This window comes from Arthrobacter horti, from assembly GCF_030731045.1.
In the GTDB taxonomy this organism is placed as follows: domain Bacteria; phylum Actinomycetota; class Actinomycetes; order Actinomycetales; family Micrococcaceae; genus Arthrobacter_E; species Arthrobacter_E nanjingensis.
The window spans coordinates 20,733-38,167 of sequence record NZ_JAVALS010000003.1 but is presented as its reverse complement, the minus strand read 5'-3'; the positions used below and the strand labels follow the sequence as shown (position 1 = coordinate 38,167).

16 protein-coding genes and 1 riboswitch are annotated in these 17,435 nt (G+C 68.6%); of the genes, 11 read left to right on the top strand and 5 right to left on the bottom strand.

Annotation, left to right across the window (positions count from 1 at the left end):
• Positions 1-27 precede the first annotated feature (27 nt).
• A riboswitch (TPP riboswitch) is annotated at positions 28-148 on the top strand.
• A gap of 43 nt (positions 149-191) precedes the next feature.
• The 8 genes from Q9R02_RS06185 (at position 192) to Q9R02_RS06150 (ending at position 8,380) form a co-directional block, all read left to right on the top strand.
• Positions 192-806 (top strand): ECF transporter S component, encoded by a 615-nt coding sequence (locus tag Q9R02_RS06185; RefSeq protein ID WP_305995794.1) that lies wholly within the window; start codon positions 192-194, stop codon positions 804-806.
• A gap of 4 nt (positions 807-810) precedes the next feature.
• The gene (locus Q9R02_RS06180; protein ID WP_305995793.1) at positions 811-2,379 is read left to right on the top strand and encodes an ABC transporter ATP-binding protein; all 1,569 of its coding nucleotides are present in this window, start codon (positions 811-813) and stop codon (positions 2,377-2,379) included.
• Entirely contained in the window at positions 2,376-3,206 is an 831-nt protein-coding gene (locus Q9R02_RS06175) for an energy-coupling factor transporter transmembrane component T family protein (protein ID WP_305995792.1), read from the top strand. The genes Q9R02_RS06180 and Q9R02_RS06175 overlap by 4 nt, the downstream gene beginning before the upstream one ends.
• 337 nt (positions 3,207-3,543) lie before the next feature.
• A complete protein-coding gene (locus Q9R02_RS06170; protein ID WP_305995791.1) occupies positions 3,544-4,896 on the top strand; it encodes an MFS transporter in 1,353 nt (450 codons plus the stop codon).
• A gap of 30 nt (positions 4,897-4,926) precedes the next feature.
• A complete protein-coding gene (gene uraD / locus Q9R02_RS06165) occupies positions 4,927-5,442 on the top strand; it encodes a 2-oxo-4-hydroxy-4-carboxy-5-ureidoimidazoline decarboxylase (protein WP_305995790.1) in 516 nt (171 codons plus the stop codon).
• 27 nt (positions 5,443-5,469) lie between these two features.
• Positions 5,470-5,913: a nucleoside deaminase gene (locus Q9R02_RS06160; protein ID WP_305995789.1), complete on the top strand. Its 444-nt coding sequence runs from the start codon at positions 5,470-5,472 to the stop codon at positions 5,911-5,913.
• Positions 5,914-6,131: 218 nt separating this feature from the next.
• Positions 6,132-7,652: a UDP-N-acetylglucosamine 1-carboxyvinyltransferase gene (locus tag Q9R02_RS06155; RefSeq protein ID WP_305995788.1), complete on the top strand. Its 1,521-nt coding sequence runs from the start codon at positions 6,132-6,134 to the stop codon at positions 7,650-7,652.
• An 86-nt stretch (positions 7,653-7,738) separates the two neighbouring features.
• Positions 7,739-8,380, top strand: coding sequence for an HdeD family acid-resistance protein (locus tag Q9R02_RS06150; protein ID WP_305995787.1), 642 nt, complete (start codon positions 7,739-7,741; stop codon positions 8,378-8,380).
• Positions 8,381-8,442: 62 nt separating this feature from the next.
• Here the strand turns inward: Q9R02_RS06150 and Q9R02_RS06145 are convergent, their stop codons facing one another.
• From Q9R02_RS06145 to Q9R02_RS06125, 5 genes are all read right to left on the bottom strand, one after another.
• Entirely contained in the window at positions 8,443-9,843 is a 1,401-nt protein-coding gene (locus Q9R02_RS06145) for an MFS transporter (RefSeq protein ID WP_305995786.1), read from the bottom strand.
• 138 nt (positions 9,844-9,981) lie between these two features.
• The gene (locus Q9R02_RS06140; protein WP_305995785.1) at positions 9,982-10,725 is read right to left on the bottom strand and encodes an SDR family NAD(P)-dependent oxidoreductase; all 744 of its coding nucleotides are present in this window, start codon (positions 10,723-10,725) and stop codon (positions 9,982-9,984) included.
• Between the two features lie 2 nt (positions 10,726-10,727).
• The gene (locus Q9R02_RS06135) at positions 10,728-11,381 is read right to left on the bottom strand and encodes a GntR family transcriptional regulator (RefSeq protein ID WP_305995784.1); all 654 of its coding nucleotides are present in this window, start codon (positions 11,379-11,381) and stop codon (positions 10,728-10,730) included.
• Positions 11,382-11,448: 67 nt separating this feature from the next.
• Positions 11,449-11,973 (bottom strand): VOC family protein, encoded by a 525-nt coding sequence (locus Q9R02_RS06130; protein ID WP_305995783.1) that lies wholly within the window; start codon positions 11,971-11,973, stop codon positions 11,449-11,451.
• A 2-nt stretch (positions 11,974-11,975) separates the two neighbouring features.
• Positions 11,976-12,743 (bottom strand): SDR family NAD(P)-dependent oxidoreductase, encoded by a 768-nt coding sequence (locus tag Q9R02_RS06125; protein ID WP_305995782.1) that lies wholly within the window; start codon positions 12,741-12,743, stop codon positions 11,976-11,978.
• A 204-nt stretch (positions 12,744-12,947) separates the two neighbouring features.
• Here Q9R02_RS06125 and Q9R02_RS06120 point away from each other — a divergent pair, with 204 nt between their 5' ends.
• Genes Q9R02_RS06120 through Q9R02_RS06110 form a run of 3 tightly spaced genes read left to right on the top strand, consistent with a single transcriptional unit; the run spans position 12,948 to position 17,421 of the window.
• A complete protein-coding gene (locus Q9R02_RS06120; protein WP_305995781.1) occupies positions 12,948-13,931 on the top strand; it encodes a cyclase family protein in 984 nt (327 codons plus the stop codon).
• Between the two features lie 20 nt (positions 13,932-13,951).
• Positions 13,952-16,135 carry an alpha-ketoacid dehydrogenase subunit alpha/beta gene (locus tag Q9R02_RS06115; protein WP_305995780.1) on the top strand — a complete coding sequence of 728 codons (2,184 nt, stop codon included), beginning with the start codon at positions 13,952-13,954 and terminating at the stop codon, positions 16,133-16,135.
• Positions 16,136-16,152: 17 nt separating this feature from the next.
• The gene (locus tag Q9R02_RS06110) at positions 16,153-17,421 is read left to right on the top strand and encodes a dihydrolipoamide acetyltransferase family protein (protein ID WP_305995779.1); all 1,269 of its coding nucleotides are present in this window, start codon (positions 16,153-16,155) and stop codon (positions 17,419-17,421) included.
• Positions 17,422-17,435: the final 14 nt, after the last annotated feature.

The following is a 17,435-nucleotide window of genomic DNA, read 5'->3' as shown; positions in this document are numbered from 1 at the left end:
CGGGCGCGGGTATAAACTGGGCTGCACCAGAAACGACAGGGGAGCGCCGCCGCCGCAAGGTGAGTGGGCGCTGAGAGTGCGGAACAACCGCAGACCCTCGAACCTGATCCGGTTAGTACCGGCGATAGGGAGTCGAGCATCTCAGAACGTGCCGCCAGGCACCTCCCCTCCTGAAATCCCAGGAGGATGACATGACTACTCAGGCAATCGCGACGCGCCGCAACTGGCGCGTGGTGGACATCGTGGTGGCGGCCCTGATCGCCGTCGCCGGCGGTGTGATCTTCTGGGCGTGGGACCAGGGCGCCAACCTGATCACCGCCTTCACCACGGCCTTCCCTCCCGGCGGGGGCCTCTACGTCGGTGGCTGGCTGCTGCCCGGCGTCCTCGCCGGACTCATCATCCGCAAGCCGGGCGCGGCCCTGTTCGTGGAGGTCATCGCGGCCTGCTCCGAGCTCGTCATGGGCTCCCAGTACGGCCTCACCGTTCTCGCCTCCGGCGCCATCCAGGGCCTCGGCGCGGAGATCGCCCTGGCGATCTTCCTCTACCGCAAGTTCAACCTGCCCGTCGGGATCCTCTCCGGCGCGCTGGCCGGCCTGGGCTGCTCCATCAACGACAACTTCATGCCGTGGGGCTGGAACATCGAGTGGGACGGCGGTTCCAAGGCCCTCTACACCGTGTTCTGCATCCTCTCCGGCGCCGTGATCGCCGGCGCCCTGTCCTGGCTGGCCACCCGCGGCCTGGCGAAGACCGGCGCGCTGTCCGCCTTCGCGTCACGCAAGGCCGGCTCCGAGCCCGCCTTCCGCTGATCCGATGACGTCCACGGAAGTCCGGCCCGCCAGGGTCACCGCCCGCGGCTGGGGCTGGCGGCACGGCGGCCGCGGCCGCGCCGCCGTCGCGGGCCTGGACCTGGACATCGAGCCGGGGGAGAAGGTCCTCCTGCTCGGTCCGTCCGGCGCGGGCAAGTCCACGCTGCTGCACGCCCTGGCGGGGGTGCTGGGCTCTTCCGAGGACGACGACGCCGATGAGACCGGCGCGCTGCTGGTGGACGGCCGCTCGCCGCGGGAAGCCCGCGGCCGCGCCGGGCTGGTGCAGCAGGACCCGGAGACCCAGGTGATCCTGGGCCGGGTGGGCGACGACGTCGCCTTCGGCGCCGAAAACCTCGCCGTTGCGCCGGCGGAGATCTGGGGCCGTGTCCGGCAGGCGCTCGACGACGTCGGGCTGGGTTCCCTGCCGCTCGACCACCCCACCCACGCGCTCTCCGGCGGTCAGAAGCAGCGGCTGGCGCTCGCCGGCGTCCTGGCCATGCGGCCCGGCCTGGTCCTGCTGGACGAACCGACCGCCAATCTGGACCCCGCCGGCGTCCTGGAGGTCCGCGACGCCGTGATCCGCGCCGTCGCCGCCACGGGGGCCACGCTCCTGGTGGTGGAGCACCGCGTGGAGGTCTGGAAGGACGTGGTGGACCGTGTGGTGGTGCTGGGTTCAGGGCGTCAGGGTTCCACGGGTGCCGGTCCGTCCGGCGTCGTTGCTTCCGGGCCTCCGTCCGCCGTGCTGGACGCGCGGGGGGATTCCCTCGCGGCCCAGGGTGTCTGGGTGCCCGGCCGGGTGCCGGCCCTGAAAGGCACCGCGCCACGTGGCGCCGGCGAAACGCTCCTCGACGCCCGGCACCTGGCGGTGAGCCGTGCCGCCGCCATGCGCCGGGGCTTCGGTTCCAAGGCTCCCGCCCCGGTGCTGAGCGACGTCTCCCTGACCCTCGAATCTGGCCGGGCGCTCTCCGTGACCGGCCCCAATGGGGCGGGCAAATCGACCCTGGCCCTCACCCTGGCGGGCCTGCTCGCCCCGGTGCGTGGCGCCGTCGTCGGCTCTCAGGCGCTGCTGGCCGCGGGCGGTTCAGTGCCCCGGCACCCCGAACCGCACCGCTGGAGGGCCAAGGAGCTCATCACCCGGATCGGCACCGTGTTCCAGGAACCGGAGCACCAGTTCGTCACCGGCACCGTCCTGGACGAGTTGCGCTTCGGGCCACGGCAGCTGGGCCGCGGCGAGGACCGCGTGGACGAGCTCCTGCAGCGCCTCCGTCTCGAAAACCTGGTGGACGCCAATCCGTACACGCTCTCCGGCGGCGAGAAGCGCCGGCTCTCCGTGGCCACCGTCCTGGCCGCCCACCCGCGGCTGCTGATCCTGGACGAGCCGACCTTCGGGCAGGACGCCAACACCTGGGCGGAGCTCGGCTCGCTGCTGCTGGAGCTGCTCGCCGACGGCGTCGCGGTCCTGTCCGTTACGCACGACGCCGACTTCACCCGCGCGCTCGGCGCCTCCGAGTTCGCTGCGGGTTCCCCCGCCACGGCTGAGCGGTCCGTCACCGTGGGAAAGGAAGGCGCATGAGTGCCGTATCCGCACCGACGACGACGGCGGCCGCCGTCGACCCGTATGCCTCCGCGCGCGCGGCTCAGCCGCTGCTCGGCCGGGTGAACCCGCTCGCCAAGCTCGGTGCGCTGGTGGTCATCACGGTGGCGCTGGTGTGGTCCATCGACTGGCTGTCCGCCGGGATCGCCGTGCTCGGCGAGCTGCTGGTGCTGCCGCTGGCGGGACTCAACCTCCGAACGCTGTGGCTGCGTGCCTGGCCACTGGTCTGCGGAGCCCTACTGGGCGGCTGGAGCACGGCCGTCCTGGCGCCGGACAAGGGGCCGCTGATCTTCAGTGTGGGGATCTGGACCATGGGCGAGCACTCGCTGCTGCTGGGCGTGGGCTTCGCGCTGCGTGGTCTGGCGATCGCGCTTCCCGCCGTCATCATGATGGCCTGCACGGAACCGACCGAGCTGGCCGATGCGTTGGCGCAGCTGGCCCGCCTTCCGCACCGCTTCGTCCTGGGGACCCTGGCTGCGCTGCGCCTGGTGGGGCTCATGGTGGAGGAGTGGCAGACCATCGGCATGGCGCGCCGGGCCCGTGGTGTCGGGTCTTCGGGTGGCTTCCTGGCCGGGATCGGGGCCAAGCTGGGTCAGAGCTTCGGGCTCCTGGTCCAGTCGATCCGCCGGGCGTCCCGCTTGGCCGTGACCATGGAGGCCCGCGGCTTCGGTGCCGGCCCCCGGAGCTGGGCCCGGCCGTCGAGGATGGTCCGGGCGGACGCCTGGGTGCTGCTCGGGGCGGTCCTGCTGGCGGGCCTCGCCGTGGGCACCTCGCTGCTCACCGGCGCCTGGCACGTGGTGTACTGACGGCACGCCGCCTGCCGGTTTCGGCCCCCGCGGGGCTCTCCCCGGGGTCCCTCCGGGGTCAACGGCCGTCTGTGACGGCGCTCAGATGGTATGCCATGTTGCGGGCGCGGAACCTTGTGATTCCGCTGGTCAGGGCGCTGATCGAGGCGTCCGGTTGGTATACCCGGCGCTGAATGTGACACAGGTAACTTGAATTCATTTTCCACCTCCTTGTAGATTTCCGGTATCACTCGCGCTTCTGGAATTTATATTTCGGATCGTGAAAGTGGGCGCCTGGTGGGTGCGCCTGCTCCGAACCGAGACGCGGAGGCGTCCCGGGAAATCAAAGGAGATTTCCATGTCCACACCTCAGACCGCGGCGGTCACTCCCGCGCTCGCTGAGAGCATCTACCGGAAGGTCTTCTTCCGGCTGGTGCCGTTCCTGATGCTGCTCTGGATCGTCGCCTGGATCGACCGCGTCAACATCGGCTTCGTCAAGCTCCGCATGCTGGACGACCTCGGCTGGAGCGAGGCCATCTACGGCCTGGGCGCCGGCATCTTCTTCATCGGCTACTTCCTCTTCGAGGTCCCGAGCAATCTGCTCCTGCAGAGGATCGGCGCCAAGAAGACGATCATGCGTATCACGCTCGGCTGGGGCGTCGTCAGCATCCTGATGATGTTCGCCACCACGCCGGAGATCTTCTACGGCCTGCGCTTCCTGCTCGGTGTCTTCGAAGCCGGCTTCTATCCCGGCATCATCCTGTACCTGACCTATTGGTTCCCGGCCAACCGCCGGGCCAAGGCGTTCGGCATGTTCATGTCCGCCTCCGCGTTCGCCGGCGTCGTCGGCGGCCCGCTCGCCGGCTGGATCATGACCAGCATGGGCGGCGTGGCCGGCCTGGCCGAATGGCAGTGGGTCTTCATCATCGAAGGCATCCCGTCGATCATCCTGGGCATCGCCACCCTCTTCTACCTGACGGACCGCCCGCATCACGCCAAGTGGCTGACCCAGGCCGAGCGTGACTTCGTGCAGGGTGAACTGGACAAGGAAGAGCACGCCGAGGGTCGCCAGCACGGCATGCTCGCCGCGCTCAAGGGCAAGACCATCTGGCTCTTCATCCTCATCTTCTTCTGCATCATCGCCGCCAACTCCTCGCTGACGTTCTACGGTCCCTCGTTGGTCGCCACGGTCGGCTTCAAGGACCCGCTGGTGGTCGGCTGGATCATGGCGGGCATCAACCTGCTGGGCGCCGCCGGCATGATCTGCGCCGGGTTCATCTCGGACCGCACGGGCGAATCCCGGGTCCAGACCTCCGTTTCCGCAGCTCTTGGCGCTCTCGGTCTGGCCGGTGCGGCCCTGCTGATCACCGTCAGCCCGCTCGGCGCCATCGCCTGCCTCGCCCTGGCACTGGTCGGCACCATGTCCGCCATCCCGGTCTTCTGGCAGATGCCCAACCGCTTCTTCGCCGGGGCTGCGGCCGCCGGTGGTGTCGCCCTGATCAACTCGATCGCCAACCTCGCCGGTTTCGGCGCGCCGTACATGCTCGGCTCGCTGAAGGACTCCACCGGTAGCCTGGCCCCGGGTCTTCTCATCGTCGCCGGCGTGGAGATCTGCGCCACGATCCTGATTCTGCTGCTGGTCCCCAAGTTCCGTGAGGCACCGAAGGCCGGCGCCGACTCCATCCCCGTCGAAGAGCCGGCGGGGCGGTAACTCCGACACCAAGAAAGCTGAGACGAACTCATGACCGAGACCACCCTGAACGACGTCAATGCGATGGACCGGGAGGCGTTCGTCGCCGTCCTCGGCCCCATCTTCGAGAACTCCCCGTGGGTCGCCGAGGCGGCCTGGGACTCCCGGCCGTTCGCCGACGTCGACGCGCTGCACCGCGCGATGTTCGCCGTCGTCGAGTCCGCGGACCGCCAGAAGGTGCTCGACTTCCTCAACGGCCACCCCGCCCTGGCGGGCAAGGAGGCCCAGGCCGGCGAGATGACGGTGGAGTCGGTCGGTGAGCAGTCCAGTGCCGGTCTCGACTCCCTCAGCCCGGAGGAGTTCGCCCGGATGTCCACGCTGAACCGCGACTACCAGGCGCGTCACGGCTTCCCGTTCGTGATCGCCGTCCGCGGCCACACCAAGGACTCGATCTTCGCGGAGTTCGAGCGCCGGATCAGCGCCGATACCGAGGCAGAGCTGCAGGCTGCGCTCGGCCAGATCGCGATCATCTCGCGCGGTCGCCTCGACCGCGCCGTCGCAGCCTGATTCATCACACGCACCCCAAGGAGAGATATGACCAACCACGAAGAGCACGTACGCCAGGCCCTTGAGCAGGCCCGGATCGCCGAGGCCGCCGGGGATCACCCCTACGGCTCCGTCATCACGGGCCCGCGCGGGACCGTCGTGGTGCGCAACTCGGTGGAGAGCACGCAGGACGTCACGGCTCACGCCGAGCTGGCCGCCGTCCGTGCCGCGAACGCGCAGTGGGGCCTGGACCTGTCCGACTCCACGCTGATCACCAGCTTCGAGCCGTGTGCCATGTGCGCCGGTGCGCTGCTGAACGCCGGAATCCGGCACTTCGTCATCGCCGTGCAGTCCGTGCCCGGCATCGAGGCGCCCGGTGGCTACAGTGTGGAGAAGCTGCTGGACCTGGTGGGTCTGCGCGATGAGGTCACCATCGAGCGTGGTGTCCTGGGCGAGGAAGCCGCGGCGTACTACACCGCGCTGAACGCCTGAGCGCCTGAGCGCACAGCACGCCTGAGGCGAGCCGGGGGCCGGTGGGAGACGGGGGTCTCCCACCGGCCCCCGGTGTTTCCTGCGATGGTTTCGTGTGGCGCGTCGGCGGGGGTGCAGAATATGCGCGAATCGACTCAGGTATCCCAAATTTCCCACGAGGGCGCGCCGGTATGACGGCTAAGCGAGGTGCGTAACTCATATCTGATATATTCGAGCCCATGACTGAGACGATGGATCACCTGGCCTCCTGGCTCCGCGACGCGCGCAGCGACAAGGGCTGGACGCAGGGCAAGCTGGCGGAGGAGCTGGGAACCAGCCAGAGCGCCGTGGCCCGCATGGAGACCGGCAAGCAGAACCTGAGCCTGCGCATGATCCGCCGGCTCGAGGACCTCTTCGAAGCCACGCTCGTCACCCCCGCGAGGCCGCGCCAGACGCACCTGCGGGTGCAGGGCGGACAGCAGCTCAGCGGCGCGGTGGACGTCAACAGCAGCAAGAACGCCGGCGTCGCGCTTCTGCTCGCCAGCCTGATCAACCGCGGCACCACCACGCTGCGCCGCCTGGCGCGCATCGAGGAGGTGAACCGAATCGTGGAGGTGCTGGCGTCGATCGGCGTCGAGTGCACCTGGCTGAACGACAACGACCTGCGCGTCCGCCGCCCCGCCGTCCTGGACCTGGACGCCATGGACGTCGACGCCGCGCGGCGCACCCGCAGCGTCATCATGCTGCTCGGCCCGCTCCTGGACGAGCGCGAGGAGTACCAGCTGCCCTACGCAGGCGGCTGTGACCTCGGCACCCGCACCGTGGAGCCGCACATGCAGGCGCTGCGCCAGTTCGGGCTCAGCGTGGAGGCCAAGTCCGGCTTCTACTCCGTGCAGGCGCCCGCCGCGGACACCAAGGACCGCACCTTCGTGCTCACCGAGCGCGGCGACACCGTCACGGAGAACGCCATCATGGCGGCCGCGCACCGCACCGGCACCACCGTGATCCGTAACGCCAGCCCCAACTACATGGTCCAGGACCTGTGCTTCTACCTGCAGATGCTCGGCGTGACCATCGAGGGCATCGGCACCACCACGCTGCGCATCACAGGCCGCACCAACATCAACGCGGACATCGAGTACTACCCCTCCGAAGACCCCATTGAGGCCATGAGCCTGATCACCGCGGGCATCGTCACCAATTCCGAGGTGACCGTGCGCCGCGTGCCGATCGAGTTCATGGAGATCGAACTGGCATTCCTGCAGCACATGGGCCAGGAGCTGGAGATCTCCGGCGAGTACGTGGCGCACAACGGCCACACCCGCCTGGTGGACGTGACCACCAAGCCGAGCACGCTGCACGCGTCCGTGGACAAGATCCACCCCATGCCGTTCCCGGGCATGAACATCGACAATCTGCCGTTCTTCGCCGTCATCGCGGCGAACGCGCAGGGCCAGACCATGATCCACGACTGGGTCTACGAGAACCGTGCCATCTACCTGACGGAGCTCAACCGCCTGGGTGCCAACGTCCAGCTCCTGGACCCGCACCGGCTGTACGTGAACGGCCCCACCAAGTGGCGTGCCGCGGAGATCGGCTGCCCGCCGGCCCTGCGCCCCGCCGCCTGCATCCTGCTGGCCATGCTGGCGGCCCGCGGGACGTCCACGCTGCGGAACATCTACGTGATCGAGCGCGGCTACGCGGAGCTGGCGGACCGCCTGAACTCCATCGGCGCCCGGATCGAGTACTTCGAGGACTGATCTCTCCTCCCCGCGAGAGCGCAAAAGTTGCCGCTTGCCGTCACGGTGAGCGGCAACTTTTGTCTTCTCGCGGGGAAGATAGGGCCATGAGTTCCCTGCACCGGCGTTTCTGGGCCCTGCCCGGGGTGATGCGCAAGCACGTCGGCCGGCTGCCCTGGTGGGTGGTGTTCCTGGTGGGGCTGCTCTCGCTCGCCGGTGGTGTGTGGCTCTTCGTCCATCCGCTCAGCGCGCTGACTCGCATCGAGGTGTACGCGGGGGTGGGGTTCGTGCTGTCCGGGCTCGACGACGTCGCGGACGCCGCGCAGGAGGCGCGTTCAGACGGCAGAGCGCAGGAGGCGCGCTCAGCTGATCCACGACGACGGCGCCTCTGGCCCATGCTGCTGGGCGTCTGCTGGGTGGTGGCCGGCGTCGTCGTGCTCGCCGTGCCGCTGCCCGCGGAGGTGCTGGTGTATCTGACCGCGCTCGTGTTCCTGTCCAGCGGGGCGACGCGCTTGGTGGAGGTGGCGCGCGGGCATTCTGAGGCGCGACGGCAGGACCTGCTCCGCGGCGTCCTGGACCTGGCGCTCGCAGTGTTCTGCGCGGTGCTCCCGGCATCCGGTGCCGCGGTGCTGGCGGTCGCGTTCGGCCTGCGCAGCGTGCTGGTGGGCCTGAAGATCGTGGTCCTGTCCACCACCACGCTCCGCCGGGCGCAGACTTCCGCCCCCACTCCTCCGCGAGCCGCCACTTGATCGCAGTGTTTGACACAAACACTGCGACAAAATGACGGTTCGCGGAAGGAGAAAGGGAGAGCTTAGCTCTCGGCTCCGGCGTGCAGCGGGCCCTGGAGGCAGCTGGTCTCGGAGACCAGGGCGCGGTCCCGCTTGCGGAACCAGCCGATCGTCTCGCGGGTGAAGAGGAACATCAGCACCGCGCAGAGCAGCATCGCGGCGGCCATCACGTACAGGCCCACCATGTAGCCGGAGGCGTCGTGGAATCCTCCTCCGGCGGCGATGAAGGCGCCCACGGCGATGGGCCCGATCGCGGCGATCATCTGACCCGCCACGTTGAAGCCCATGGCGAGTCCCACGGCGCCCGGTTCGATCGAGTCCGCGGCCATGGCGTAGAGCACGGGGTACACGCCGTTGGTCGCGAGGCCGAGCAGCAGCTGCAGGCCCACCAGGGCGATGATGCCGAGGCCGATGTACTGCATGAGAACCAGGGCGATCGCGAGCCAGATGAAGAGGACGATGAGGGTGAGCTTCCGGCCGAGCTTGTCGGAGACCGAACCCCAGAGGATCTGCCCGACGCCGCCGGTGATGGTGAAGACCACGCTGAGCGCTGCCGTGTCCGCCAGGTTGAAGTTCGCCACGAAGGCCAGGTAGAGCGGCAGCCAGAAGCTGATGCCCGTGTACACCGCCAGCGCCAGGCCCATGATGAGAGAGGTGATCATGACGTTCGGGTTCTTCAAGGCCCGCTTGAGCGCGCCGGCCGGGACCTTGTCCGCCCCACCGTGACCGACCGGAACCGTCTGCCCACGGGCCAGGGTGTCCGCGGTGAACTTGTCGTAGTTCTTCTTGCTGGAGAACTTCCAGAACATCATGAGCAGCGGCAAGCTGATCAGCGGGAGGATGAGGAACACCATGCGCCACTGATCCTGGCCGAACGCGCTCAGCATGCCTGCGATGATCAGGCCGCCGATGAACGTGCCCCACGGGTAGGAAGTGTGGTGCAGGCCCTGTGCGAAGCCGCGCTTTTCCACCGGCCACCACTCGGTCACATTGGTCACCTCCAGAGCCTCCCCGGCACCGCTGAACACCTTCTGCAGGAACTGCAGGATGAAGACGGCCAGGAGACTGACGGTGAAGATGTTCACGCCGGTCAGGATGGTCAGGACCACGTAGGCGAGGACCACTGCGATGTACCGGTACTTCCTGCGCCAGCCGGCTCCGCCCTTGTCGGACCAGTGCGCGATGGGAATCGCGAACAGGCCCTGCGCCAGGGTGACGAACCCGGCGAACAGGCCGATGGTGGTGGGATCGACGTTGAATTCCTTGACGATGGCCGGCTGCAGGCTGCCGATGGCCCAGGAGCGCATATTGCCGTTCATGGCGAACAGGCCCCACAACAGGCCCATGGCGATCCAGGATTGCTTGTTTCCGATGCGGCTGAAGAATCCCCGCGGCTTGGTCGCCGCGATGTTGGTGGTGGTCATGGACATGACTCTCTATCTTTGTTTCCGGCCGGAAGGGGCCGGATGAAGGCGTGGTGGGATGGCCCCCGGACGCATGACCGGGAGCTGAGGAGGGCGGTGCCCTCGGTGGGAAGTGAGAAGTGGGAAGGCGGCGGGCGGTCAGCCGGCCATGAAGAGCCCGCCGTTGACGTGGACGGTCTCTCCCGTGATGAACGACGCCGCGTCGGAGCAGAGGAAGCCGACGACGGACGCGACTTCGGACGGGCGGCCGTTGCGGCCCAGTGGGGTGTTGGCCAGCATCGACTCACCGCGGTCGCGGATCAGGCCGATGGTCATGGGTGTTTCGATGGTGCCGGGGGAGACGGCGTTGACGCGGGCGCGGGAGCCGAGCTCCATGGCCAGGCTGCGGGTCAGGGCGATGATGCCCGCCTTGCTGGCCGCGTAGTGGGCGTGGCTGCGGCTGCCACGGTGGCCGGCGACGGAGGCGAAGTTCACGATCGCCGCGTTGTCGGCGAGGTGCGGGATCACACGCTTGAGCAGGTAGAAGACACCGTCCAGGTTGATGGACTGCACCAGCCGCCACTCGTCGTCGCTCATGTCTTCGACATCGCGCTCAGGGTAGATGCCGGCGGCGGGGACCACGAAGTCCAGCCCGCCGAAGGTGTCCACCGCGGCGCCGACGGTGGCGGCGATGTCCTCCGGGTCCGCGCCGTTGGTGGCGCGGCAGAGAATCCGCCCCGGGCCCTCGCCGAGCCCGGCCGCGACTTCCTGCAGGGCGTCCTCATTGAGGTCCGCCAGGACCAGGTTGGCGCCTGCGGTGTGGAACAGCTTGGCGATTTCACGGCCGATGCCTCCCGCGGCACCTGTCAGCAGGAGCGTACGGCCGGTGAAGTCAAAGTTCATTGTCAATCCTTAGGGAAGATCTCCGGATGCTCGGCCAGGGCGAGCCTGGTCCTCCGGATGTGGCTGCGCAGGATGCGCTCACCTTCGTCGGTGTCGCGTCTGCGGATGGCGTCCACAAGCAGCTTGTGCTCGTAGTGAATGGTCCAGTGCCCCCCGCTGCCGGGGAGCTCGTAGTAGGCGCGGCGGTAGTGCTGGGTGGTGTTCCAGTACCGCAGAACCATGGCCTCGAGCGCGGGCATGTCGGCCCGACGGTACGTGGCGAGGTGGAATTCCCGGTCCAACCGGAGGAAGGAATCCGTGTCCTCCACGCCGTCGATGGCGTCGGCGAGACCCGAGATCTGGTCAATGTCGGCCTCGGTGAGACGAGGCATGCTCTCCGCGAGGGCGAGGGGTTCGATGCGCTCGCGGATCTTGTAGATCTCCGTGGCCTCACGGAGGTTCAGCTGGGCGACCCAGGCGCCGGTGTTGGCGACCATGGTGACCAGGCCGTCGGCGGCGAGAAGCCGGAGGGCCTCACGGACGGGGAGCCGGCTGGCGCCGAACTCGGCCGCGATCTCCTCTTGCCGGATCCGCTCCCCGGGCTTGAGCTCGCCCCTGAGGATCGACTCGTGCAGGGCCTGAGCGATCCTGACGCTCGCGACGGTAGGGCTGGTCATGGCATCTCAATTCATGGTCCGTGAGACGGCCTCCTCCCTGGAGGTCCATCCCCCAGTATCGCGGTCATCAGGCGGTGCCCCGGGGATCCCAGAGCAGGACCTCGCTCGTGGCTTCGTACTTCTTGCCGCCGGGGAAGCTGACCAGCTCGAACTGCATCCCCCAGGGCGAGAGGAAGTACAGCCAGCGCTGTCCTGCACTCGGCCCGCTGCTCGCCGTGGGCTCACCCAGGACGCGGACTCCGCGGCTTCTGAGGTATTCGGCCGCTGCGTCCAGATCGTCCACGTAGAACGCCAGGTGATGACCGCCGACGTCGCTATTGCGCGGCTGGACGGTGGCCTGGTCCGGTGAGGTGTAGGAGAAGACTTCGAAATTGGGGCCGTGCTTGCACCGGAAGAAGCGGAGCTCCTTCATGACGGCACGCGGATGCACGTTGAGATGCTCCTGCATCCAGTCCCCGTCGTCCCGGAACGGGCCCAGGGAATAGACCAGCTCGCATCCGATGACGTCCACGAAGAAACGGGTGGCCTCTTCGAGATCGGGGACCGTGAATCCGATGTGTTCCGTTCCGGCGAGCCCGGGGATTCCGGTCATGATCAGTACCAGTTCCCGTCCACGGTCATGCCGCCGTCCACCAGGAGGGACTGGCCCGTGATGTAGGAGGCGTCCTCGGAGACCAGGAAGTTGATGGCCGCGGCGATCTCCCGCGGGTCCGCGAGGCGGCCCAGCGGTGTGCGCGCCACGAGCGGCGAGACGTCCAGCTTCCCTTCCGCCATGAGCTTCTCCGTCAGAGCGGTCCGCGTGTAGCCCGGCCCCACGGCGTTGACGCGGACGGAGTCCGGTGCCCATTCCACGGCGAGAGTCCTGGTCAGGCCCTCGATGCCGGCCTTGGACGCGCAGTAGCTGGCTCGCGCCGGCATCCCGGAGGAGGCAGCCACAGAGGAGATGTTGACGATGGATCCATTCGACTCCTTCAGGAGCGGATAGGCGGCCTGACAGGCGCGCATCGTGCCGTGGAGGTGGATGTCCACCAGGCGCACGAAGTCCTTATCGCTCACCTCCGACGACGGCGCGGGGCGGGCGATGCCGGCGCAGTTCACCGCGGCGTCGAGCCGTCCCTCCTGCTCGGCGATGCTTGCGAAGGCGGCGGCGACGCTCCGCGCGTCGGTGACGTCGACGGTGCAGCCCCGCGCCTTGTCGGGGCCGCCCAGATGCTCGACGGCGTCGTCGAACGCGTCGGCGTTCAGGTCGAGCAGGACGACTGCACCGCCGTCGTCGACCCAGCGCTGGGCGAACGCGAGGCCGATGCCGGAGGCGCCCCCGGTGACGCTGGCGATGCGTCGGGGATGAGTTGGCCGGACCATGGGGACTCCTTGGTGTTGATGTGATTCGGATCTCAGTAAGGACTGTAATGGATACATTCGAGCGGATTCAAGAGGGATATTTGAAGAAATCCACTTGCATTGGATCCAATTGACACTTACCGTGAATGTGGCAGACATCACGCGGAGGCCTCTGAGGAAGGCCTCGCGGCACAGACAACCATCGCCAAGCAAAGGAGCCGGGCCGTGTCCGACAACACCCAGAACGCCGTATCCACCGAGGTCCCCAAGTTCGTGGACCTGCTCAAGGACTCCCCTAAGAACTGGGGGAAGTGGGGCCCGGAGGACGAGGTCGGGTCCCTGAACTACCTGACCGATGAGGAGGCTCTCCGGGGCGTCCGCGAGATCCGTTCGGGGAAGTCCTTCACCCTGGGCATCCCGATCGCCAACCCGGAGGGCGACCCGATCTGGCCGGGCCGGCGCACCGCACAGCGCATCAACGTGATGGACCGCGGCGACTACCTCGCCGGGAACGGCCCGCACTACAACGGCGACATGGAATACGCCGACGACATGATCATCATGTACCTCCAGGGCTCCAGCCAGTACGACGCTTTGGGACACGTCTGGTACGGCGACCAGATCTACAACGGCTACTCCGCTGACACCACCACGAGCGCCGTGAAGAAGGCCAGCATCTTCCCCATCGCGGAGAAGGGCGTGGTGGGCCGAGGCATCCTCATCGACATGGCCCGTCACCGGGGCAAGGACGTCCTGGACCGGGGCGAGACCTTCACCCATGAGGACCTCATGGAGGCCGCCCAGGCACAGGGCGTCGAGATCCAGAAGCGGGACGTCCTCCTGGTTCGCACGGGCTGGATCGGTTCCTACTACCGCACCCCGGAATCCGAGTTCTACCGGGACTTCATCGAACCGGGCCTGACCTACAGCCCTGAACTGGTGCAGTGGTTCCAGGACATGGAGATCCCCAACCTCGTCACGGACACGATCGCCAATGAGGTCACCCGTGACCCGGTCACCGGCGTGGATCTGCCCCTGCACAACGCGCTCATGAGGAACCTGGGCGTGGCGTTCTCCGAAATCATCGCCCTGGACGAACTGGCCGAAGACTGCGCCCGGGACGGCCAGTGGACCTTCCTCTACACCGCGGCGCCGCTGAAGATCGTCAACGGCTCGGGCGCCCCGGTCAACCCCGTGGTCATCAAGTAATCGCGTAGGAGCAGAGAAGCATGAGTACGACGTCGCCCCTCACCGCCTCGGTGCCGTGGACGCAGCTGAGGACCACCCCGGAGGACTGGGCAGCCGCTGATCCGAAGCTGCTGAAGAGCATGCTGGTCCAGATCCAGGTGATCCGGTCCTTCGAGGAGACCGTCCTGGACCTGGCCTCCCAGGGCCTGGTCCACGGGCCGGCCCATTCGAGCATCGGCCAGGAGGGCGGGGCGGTCGGTTCCGCCATCGGCCTGCGCGCCACGGACGGCGTGAACGGCACGCACCGCGGACACCACCAGTTCCTGGCCAAGACCCTCGGCTACGTCTCGCCGGACGGCTTCGACCCGGCCGCTCCGCTCAGCGGTGAGGTGAAGTCGCTGCTGCAGAAGACCCTGGCGGAGATCCTGGGCCTGGACCAGGGCTTCAGCCACGGCCGCGGCGGGTCCATGCATCTGCAGTGGCACGAGGCGGGCGCCATCGGCACCAACGCGATCGTGGGCGGCGGAGCCCCGCTGGCCGCCGGCAACGCCTGGGCGCAGAAGCACAGCGGCGACGGCGACCTCACGGTCACGTACTTCGGCGACGGTGCCACGAACATCGGCTCCGTCCTGGAGTCGATGAACCTCGCCGCCGCGTGGAAGCTGCCCCTCTGCTTCTTCATCGAGAACAACCAGTACGCGGTGTCCACCCATGTGGCCGAGGTGACCGGCGAGGCGCGGCTTTCCGCGCGCGGACCGGGTTTCGGCATCCGTTCCTGGCACGTGGACGGAATGGATCCACTCGCCGTCCATCTGGCCATGGAGGAAGCCGCCGAGGCACTCCGCGCCGGAGACGGCCCCGTGCTGATCGAAGCCGACGTGTACCGCTTCTTCCATCAGAACGGCCCCTTCCCCGGCAGCGCCTTCGGGTACCGGACCAAGGCCGAAGAAGCCGAATGGCGTGCCCGGGACCCGCTGCTGCGCATGGGGACCGAACTGGAAGCTCGCGGCCTGATCGATCAGACCGGGCTGGAGCAGCTCGCCCAGACCGCCCGGGACGCCATGGCGGAGGCCGTGGACGCCCTCACCGAAACCGACCCGGCAGGCAAGCCGGGAGCCCGGAGCATCCGCCCCGAACTGTGGCCGGCGCCGTCGTTCGCGGACGTCGGGATCCGCGGCGACGCCTCCGAACTCGCGGACGCGCGGACGCTGGAGGCCGGGGACGCCGGCCCGGTCGTCACCCGCCGCTTCGTGGACGCCATCGCGGACGTTCTGCACCGCCGCATGGAGACGGACCCGCGCGTCGTGGTCCTGGGCGAGGATGTCCACCGGCTCAAGGGTGGCACCAACGGCGCCACCCGGGGCCTGAAAGGTGCGTTCCCGGAGCGCGTCCTTGGCACCCCGATCAGCGAAAACGCGTTCGCCGGCCTGGCCGGCGGCCTGGCCATGGACGGCAGGTTCCGGCCGGTGGTCGAGTTCATGTACGCCGACTTCATGTGGGTGGCCGCTGACCAGCTCTTCAACCAGATCGGCAAGGCCCGCCACATGTTCGGCGGGGACGGGACCATGCCGCTCGTGCTGCGTTCCAAGGTGGCCATGGGAACCGGCTACGGATCCCAGCACTCGATGGACCCCGCCGGGATCTTCGCCACCCAACCCGGCTGGCGGATCGTGGCCCCGTCCACCGCGCACGACTACATCGGTCTCATGAACGCGGCCCTGGACCTGGAGGACCCCGTGGTGGTGCTGGAGAACGTGGACTTGTACGGAACCACGGGAACCATCCCGGACGGGGACCTGGACTACCAGATCCCTTTCGGTAAGGCCGCCGTCCGCCGTGAGGGCTCCCGTCACACCGTCCTGACCTACCTGGCCATGGTGCAGCCCGTGCTGGATGCTGTGGACGAGACGGGTGTGGACGCTGAGGTCATCGACCTGCGCTGGCTGGACCGCGCCTCCCTGGACTGGGACACCATCGGCGAGTCGATCCGCAAGACCGGCAGCGTTCTGATCGCCGAGCAAGGCGCCGTGGGTACGTCCTACGGCGCCTGGCTGGCCGATGAGATCCAGCGCCGCTTCTTCGACTGGCTGGACCAGCCGATCCAGCGCGTCACGGGCGGTGAGGCCTCCCCGAGCATCTCCAAGGTGCTGGAGGCCGCCGCCATTGCCGGACGCGCGGAAGCCGCCGCCGCACTGACCGCCCTCGACGCCGCTCTCGGCGCCTGAGCTGGAAGGACCTGACCATGGCGACACTGATCACCATGCCCGCCATCGTGGCGGACTCAACGGACGCCGTCCTCTCCCTCTGGCTGCGCAAGCCCGGGGACACGGTGTCCGCGGGCGACGCCCTGGCCGAGATCGAGACTGAGAAGGCCAGCGTGGAGATGGAGGCGGAAGCCTCCGGGATCCTACGCCGGCTCCTGGTGGAGGAAGGCTCCACCGTGGCCGTCGGCGCTCCGATCGCCATCCTGGGCGGTGCGGAGGAGACGGAGGCGGAGCTGCTCGCTGTGCTGGGTGAGGCGGCCGCTCCTGCGGCAGAGCCGACGACGGCGGCCCCCGCCGCTCCGGCACCCGTCACCACGGCGCCCCTCACGGCAGTCGACGAGCCCCGCGTCTTCGCCTCGCCGCTCGCACGCCGCCTGGCCCGCGAACACGGCCTGTCCGTGGACGCTCTGCAGGGCAGCGGACCCGGCGGACGGATCGTCCGCTCCGATGTCCTCGCCGCGGCAAGCGCGGCCCCGGCTCCGGTGACCACTGCTCCGGCCCCCGTGACGGTAGCCGAGGCGCCCGCCCCGGCGGCCGCGCCGTCGTCGGCTATCACCGAACTCCCCGAGGGTGCCGAGCGCGTCCCGCTCAGCCGGATGCGCGCCACGATCGCGCGGCGCCTGAGCGAGTCCAAGAGCACCGTCCCGCACTTCTACCTCAGCCGGGACGTGACCATGGACGCCCTGCTGGCGCTGCGGCGGCAGATCAACGAGGCCGCATCCCGAAAGGTGACGGTCAATGATCTGGTGGTCCGCGCCGTGGCGCTCGCGCTGCAGGATGTGCCGGAGGCGAACGTCAGCTGGGGCGGCGACCACGTGGTGCGGTACCGCGCGTCGGACGTCTCGGTGGCCGTGGCGATCGACGGCGGCCTGGTCACGCCGGTGCTGCGCGGTGCCGAGTCGCTGTCCATCGAGGCCCTCAGCGCCACCCTGGCGGACAACGCCGAGCGGGCGCGTGACGGAAAGCTGGCGCCCGCCGAGCTCAGCGGCGGCAGCTTCACGGTCAGCAACCTCGGCATGTTCGGGGTGCGCGAGTTCGCCGCGATCATCAACCCGCCGCAGGCCGGGATCCTGGCCGTCGGCTCCGCCGAGCAGCGGGCCGTGGTGGTGGACGGGGGGCTGACCGTCGCCACCCGGATGACTGTCACGCTCTCCGCGGACCACCGCTGCGTGGACGGGGCCGTCGGCGCCCGCTTCCTCGCGGCTTTCGCCCAGCGCGTGGAGAACCCGCTCTCCATCCTCCTCTGAGGGGCCGTCCGCCG

Excerpts from the sequence above, each read along its gene's own strand:
- Q9R02_RS06185 (WP_305995794.1), top strand. The coding sequence starts at position 192 with ATGACTACTCAGGCAATCGCGACGCGCCGCAACTGGCGCGTGGTGGAC.
- Q9R02_RS06180 (WP_305995793.1), top strand. The coding sequence starts at position 811 with ATGACGTCCACGGAAGTCCGGCCCGCCAGGGTCACCGCCCGCGGCTGG.
- Q9R02_RS06175 (WP_305995792.1), top strand. The coding sequence starts at position 2,376 with ATGAGTGCCGTATCCGCACCGACGACGACGGCGGCCGCCGTCGACCCG.
- Q9R02_RS06170 (WP_305995791.1), top strand. The coding sequence starts at position 3,544 with ATGTCCACACCTCAGACCGCGGCGGTCACTCCCGCGCTCGCTGAGAGC.
- uraD (WP_305995790.1), top strand. The coding sequence starts at position 4,927 with ATGACCGAGACCACCCTGAACGACGTCAATGCGATGGACCGGGAGGCG.
- Q9R02_RS06160 (WP_305995789.1), top strand. The coding sequence starts at position 5,470 with ATGACCAACCACGAAGAGCACGTACGCCAGGCCCTTGAGCAGGCCCGG.
- Q9R02_RS06155 (WP_305995788.1), top strand. The coding sequence starts at position 6,132 with ATGACTGAGACGATGGATCACCTGGCCTCCTGGCTCCGCGACGCGCGC.
- Q9R02_RS06150 (WP_305995787.1), top strand. The coding sequence starts at position 7,739 with ATGAGTTCCCTGCACCGGCGTTTCTGGGCCCTGCCCGGGGTGATGCGC.
- Q9R02_RS06145 (WP_305995786.1), bottom strand. The coding sequence starts at position 9,843 with ATGACCACCACCAACATCGCGGCGACCAAGCCGCGGGGATTCTTCAGC.
- Q9R02_RS06140 (WP_305995785.1), bottom strand. The coding sequence starts at position 10,725 with ATGAACTTTGACTTCACCGGCCGTACGCTCCTGCTGACAGGTGCCGCG.
- Q9R02_RS06135 (WP_305995784.1), bottom strand. The coding sequence starts at position 11,381 with ATGACCAGCCCTACCGTCGCGAGCGTCAGGATCGCTCAGGCCCTGCAC.
- Q9R02_RS06130 (WP_305995783.1), bottom strand. The coding sequence starts at position 11,973 with ATGACCGGAATCCCCGGGCTCGCCGGAACGGAACACATCGGATTCACG.
- Q9R02_RS06125 (WP_305995782.1), bottom strand. The coding sequence starts at position 12,743 with ATGGTCCGGCCAACTCATCCCCGACGCATCGCCAGCGTCACCGGGGGC.
- Q9R02_RS06115 (WP_305995780.1), top strand. The coding sequence starts at position 13,952 with ATGAGTACGACGTCGCCCCTCACCGCCTCGGTGCCGTGGACGCAGCTG.
- Q9R02_RS06110 (WP_305995779.1), top strand. The coding sequence starts at position 16,153 with ATGGCGACACTGATCACCATGCCCGCCATCGTGGCGGACTCAACGGAC.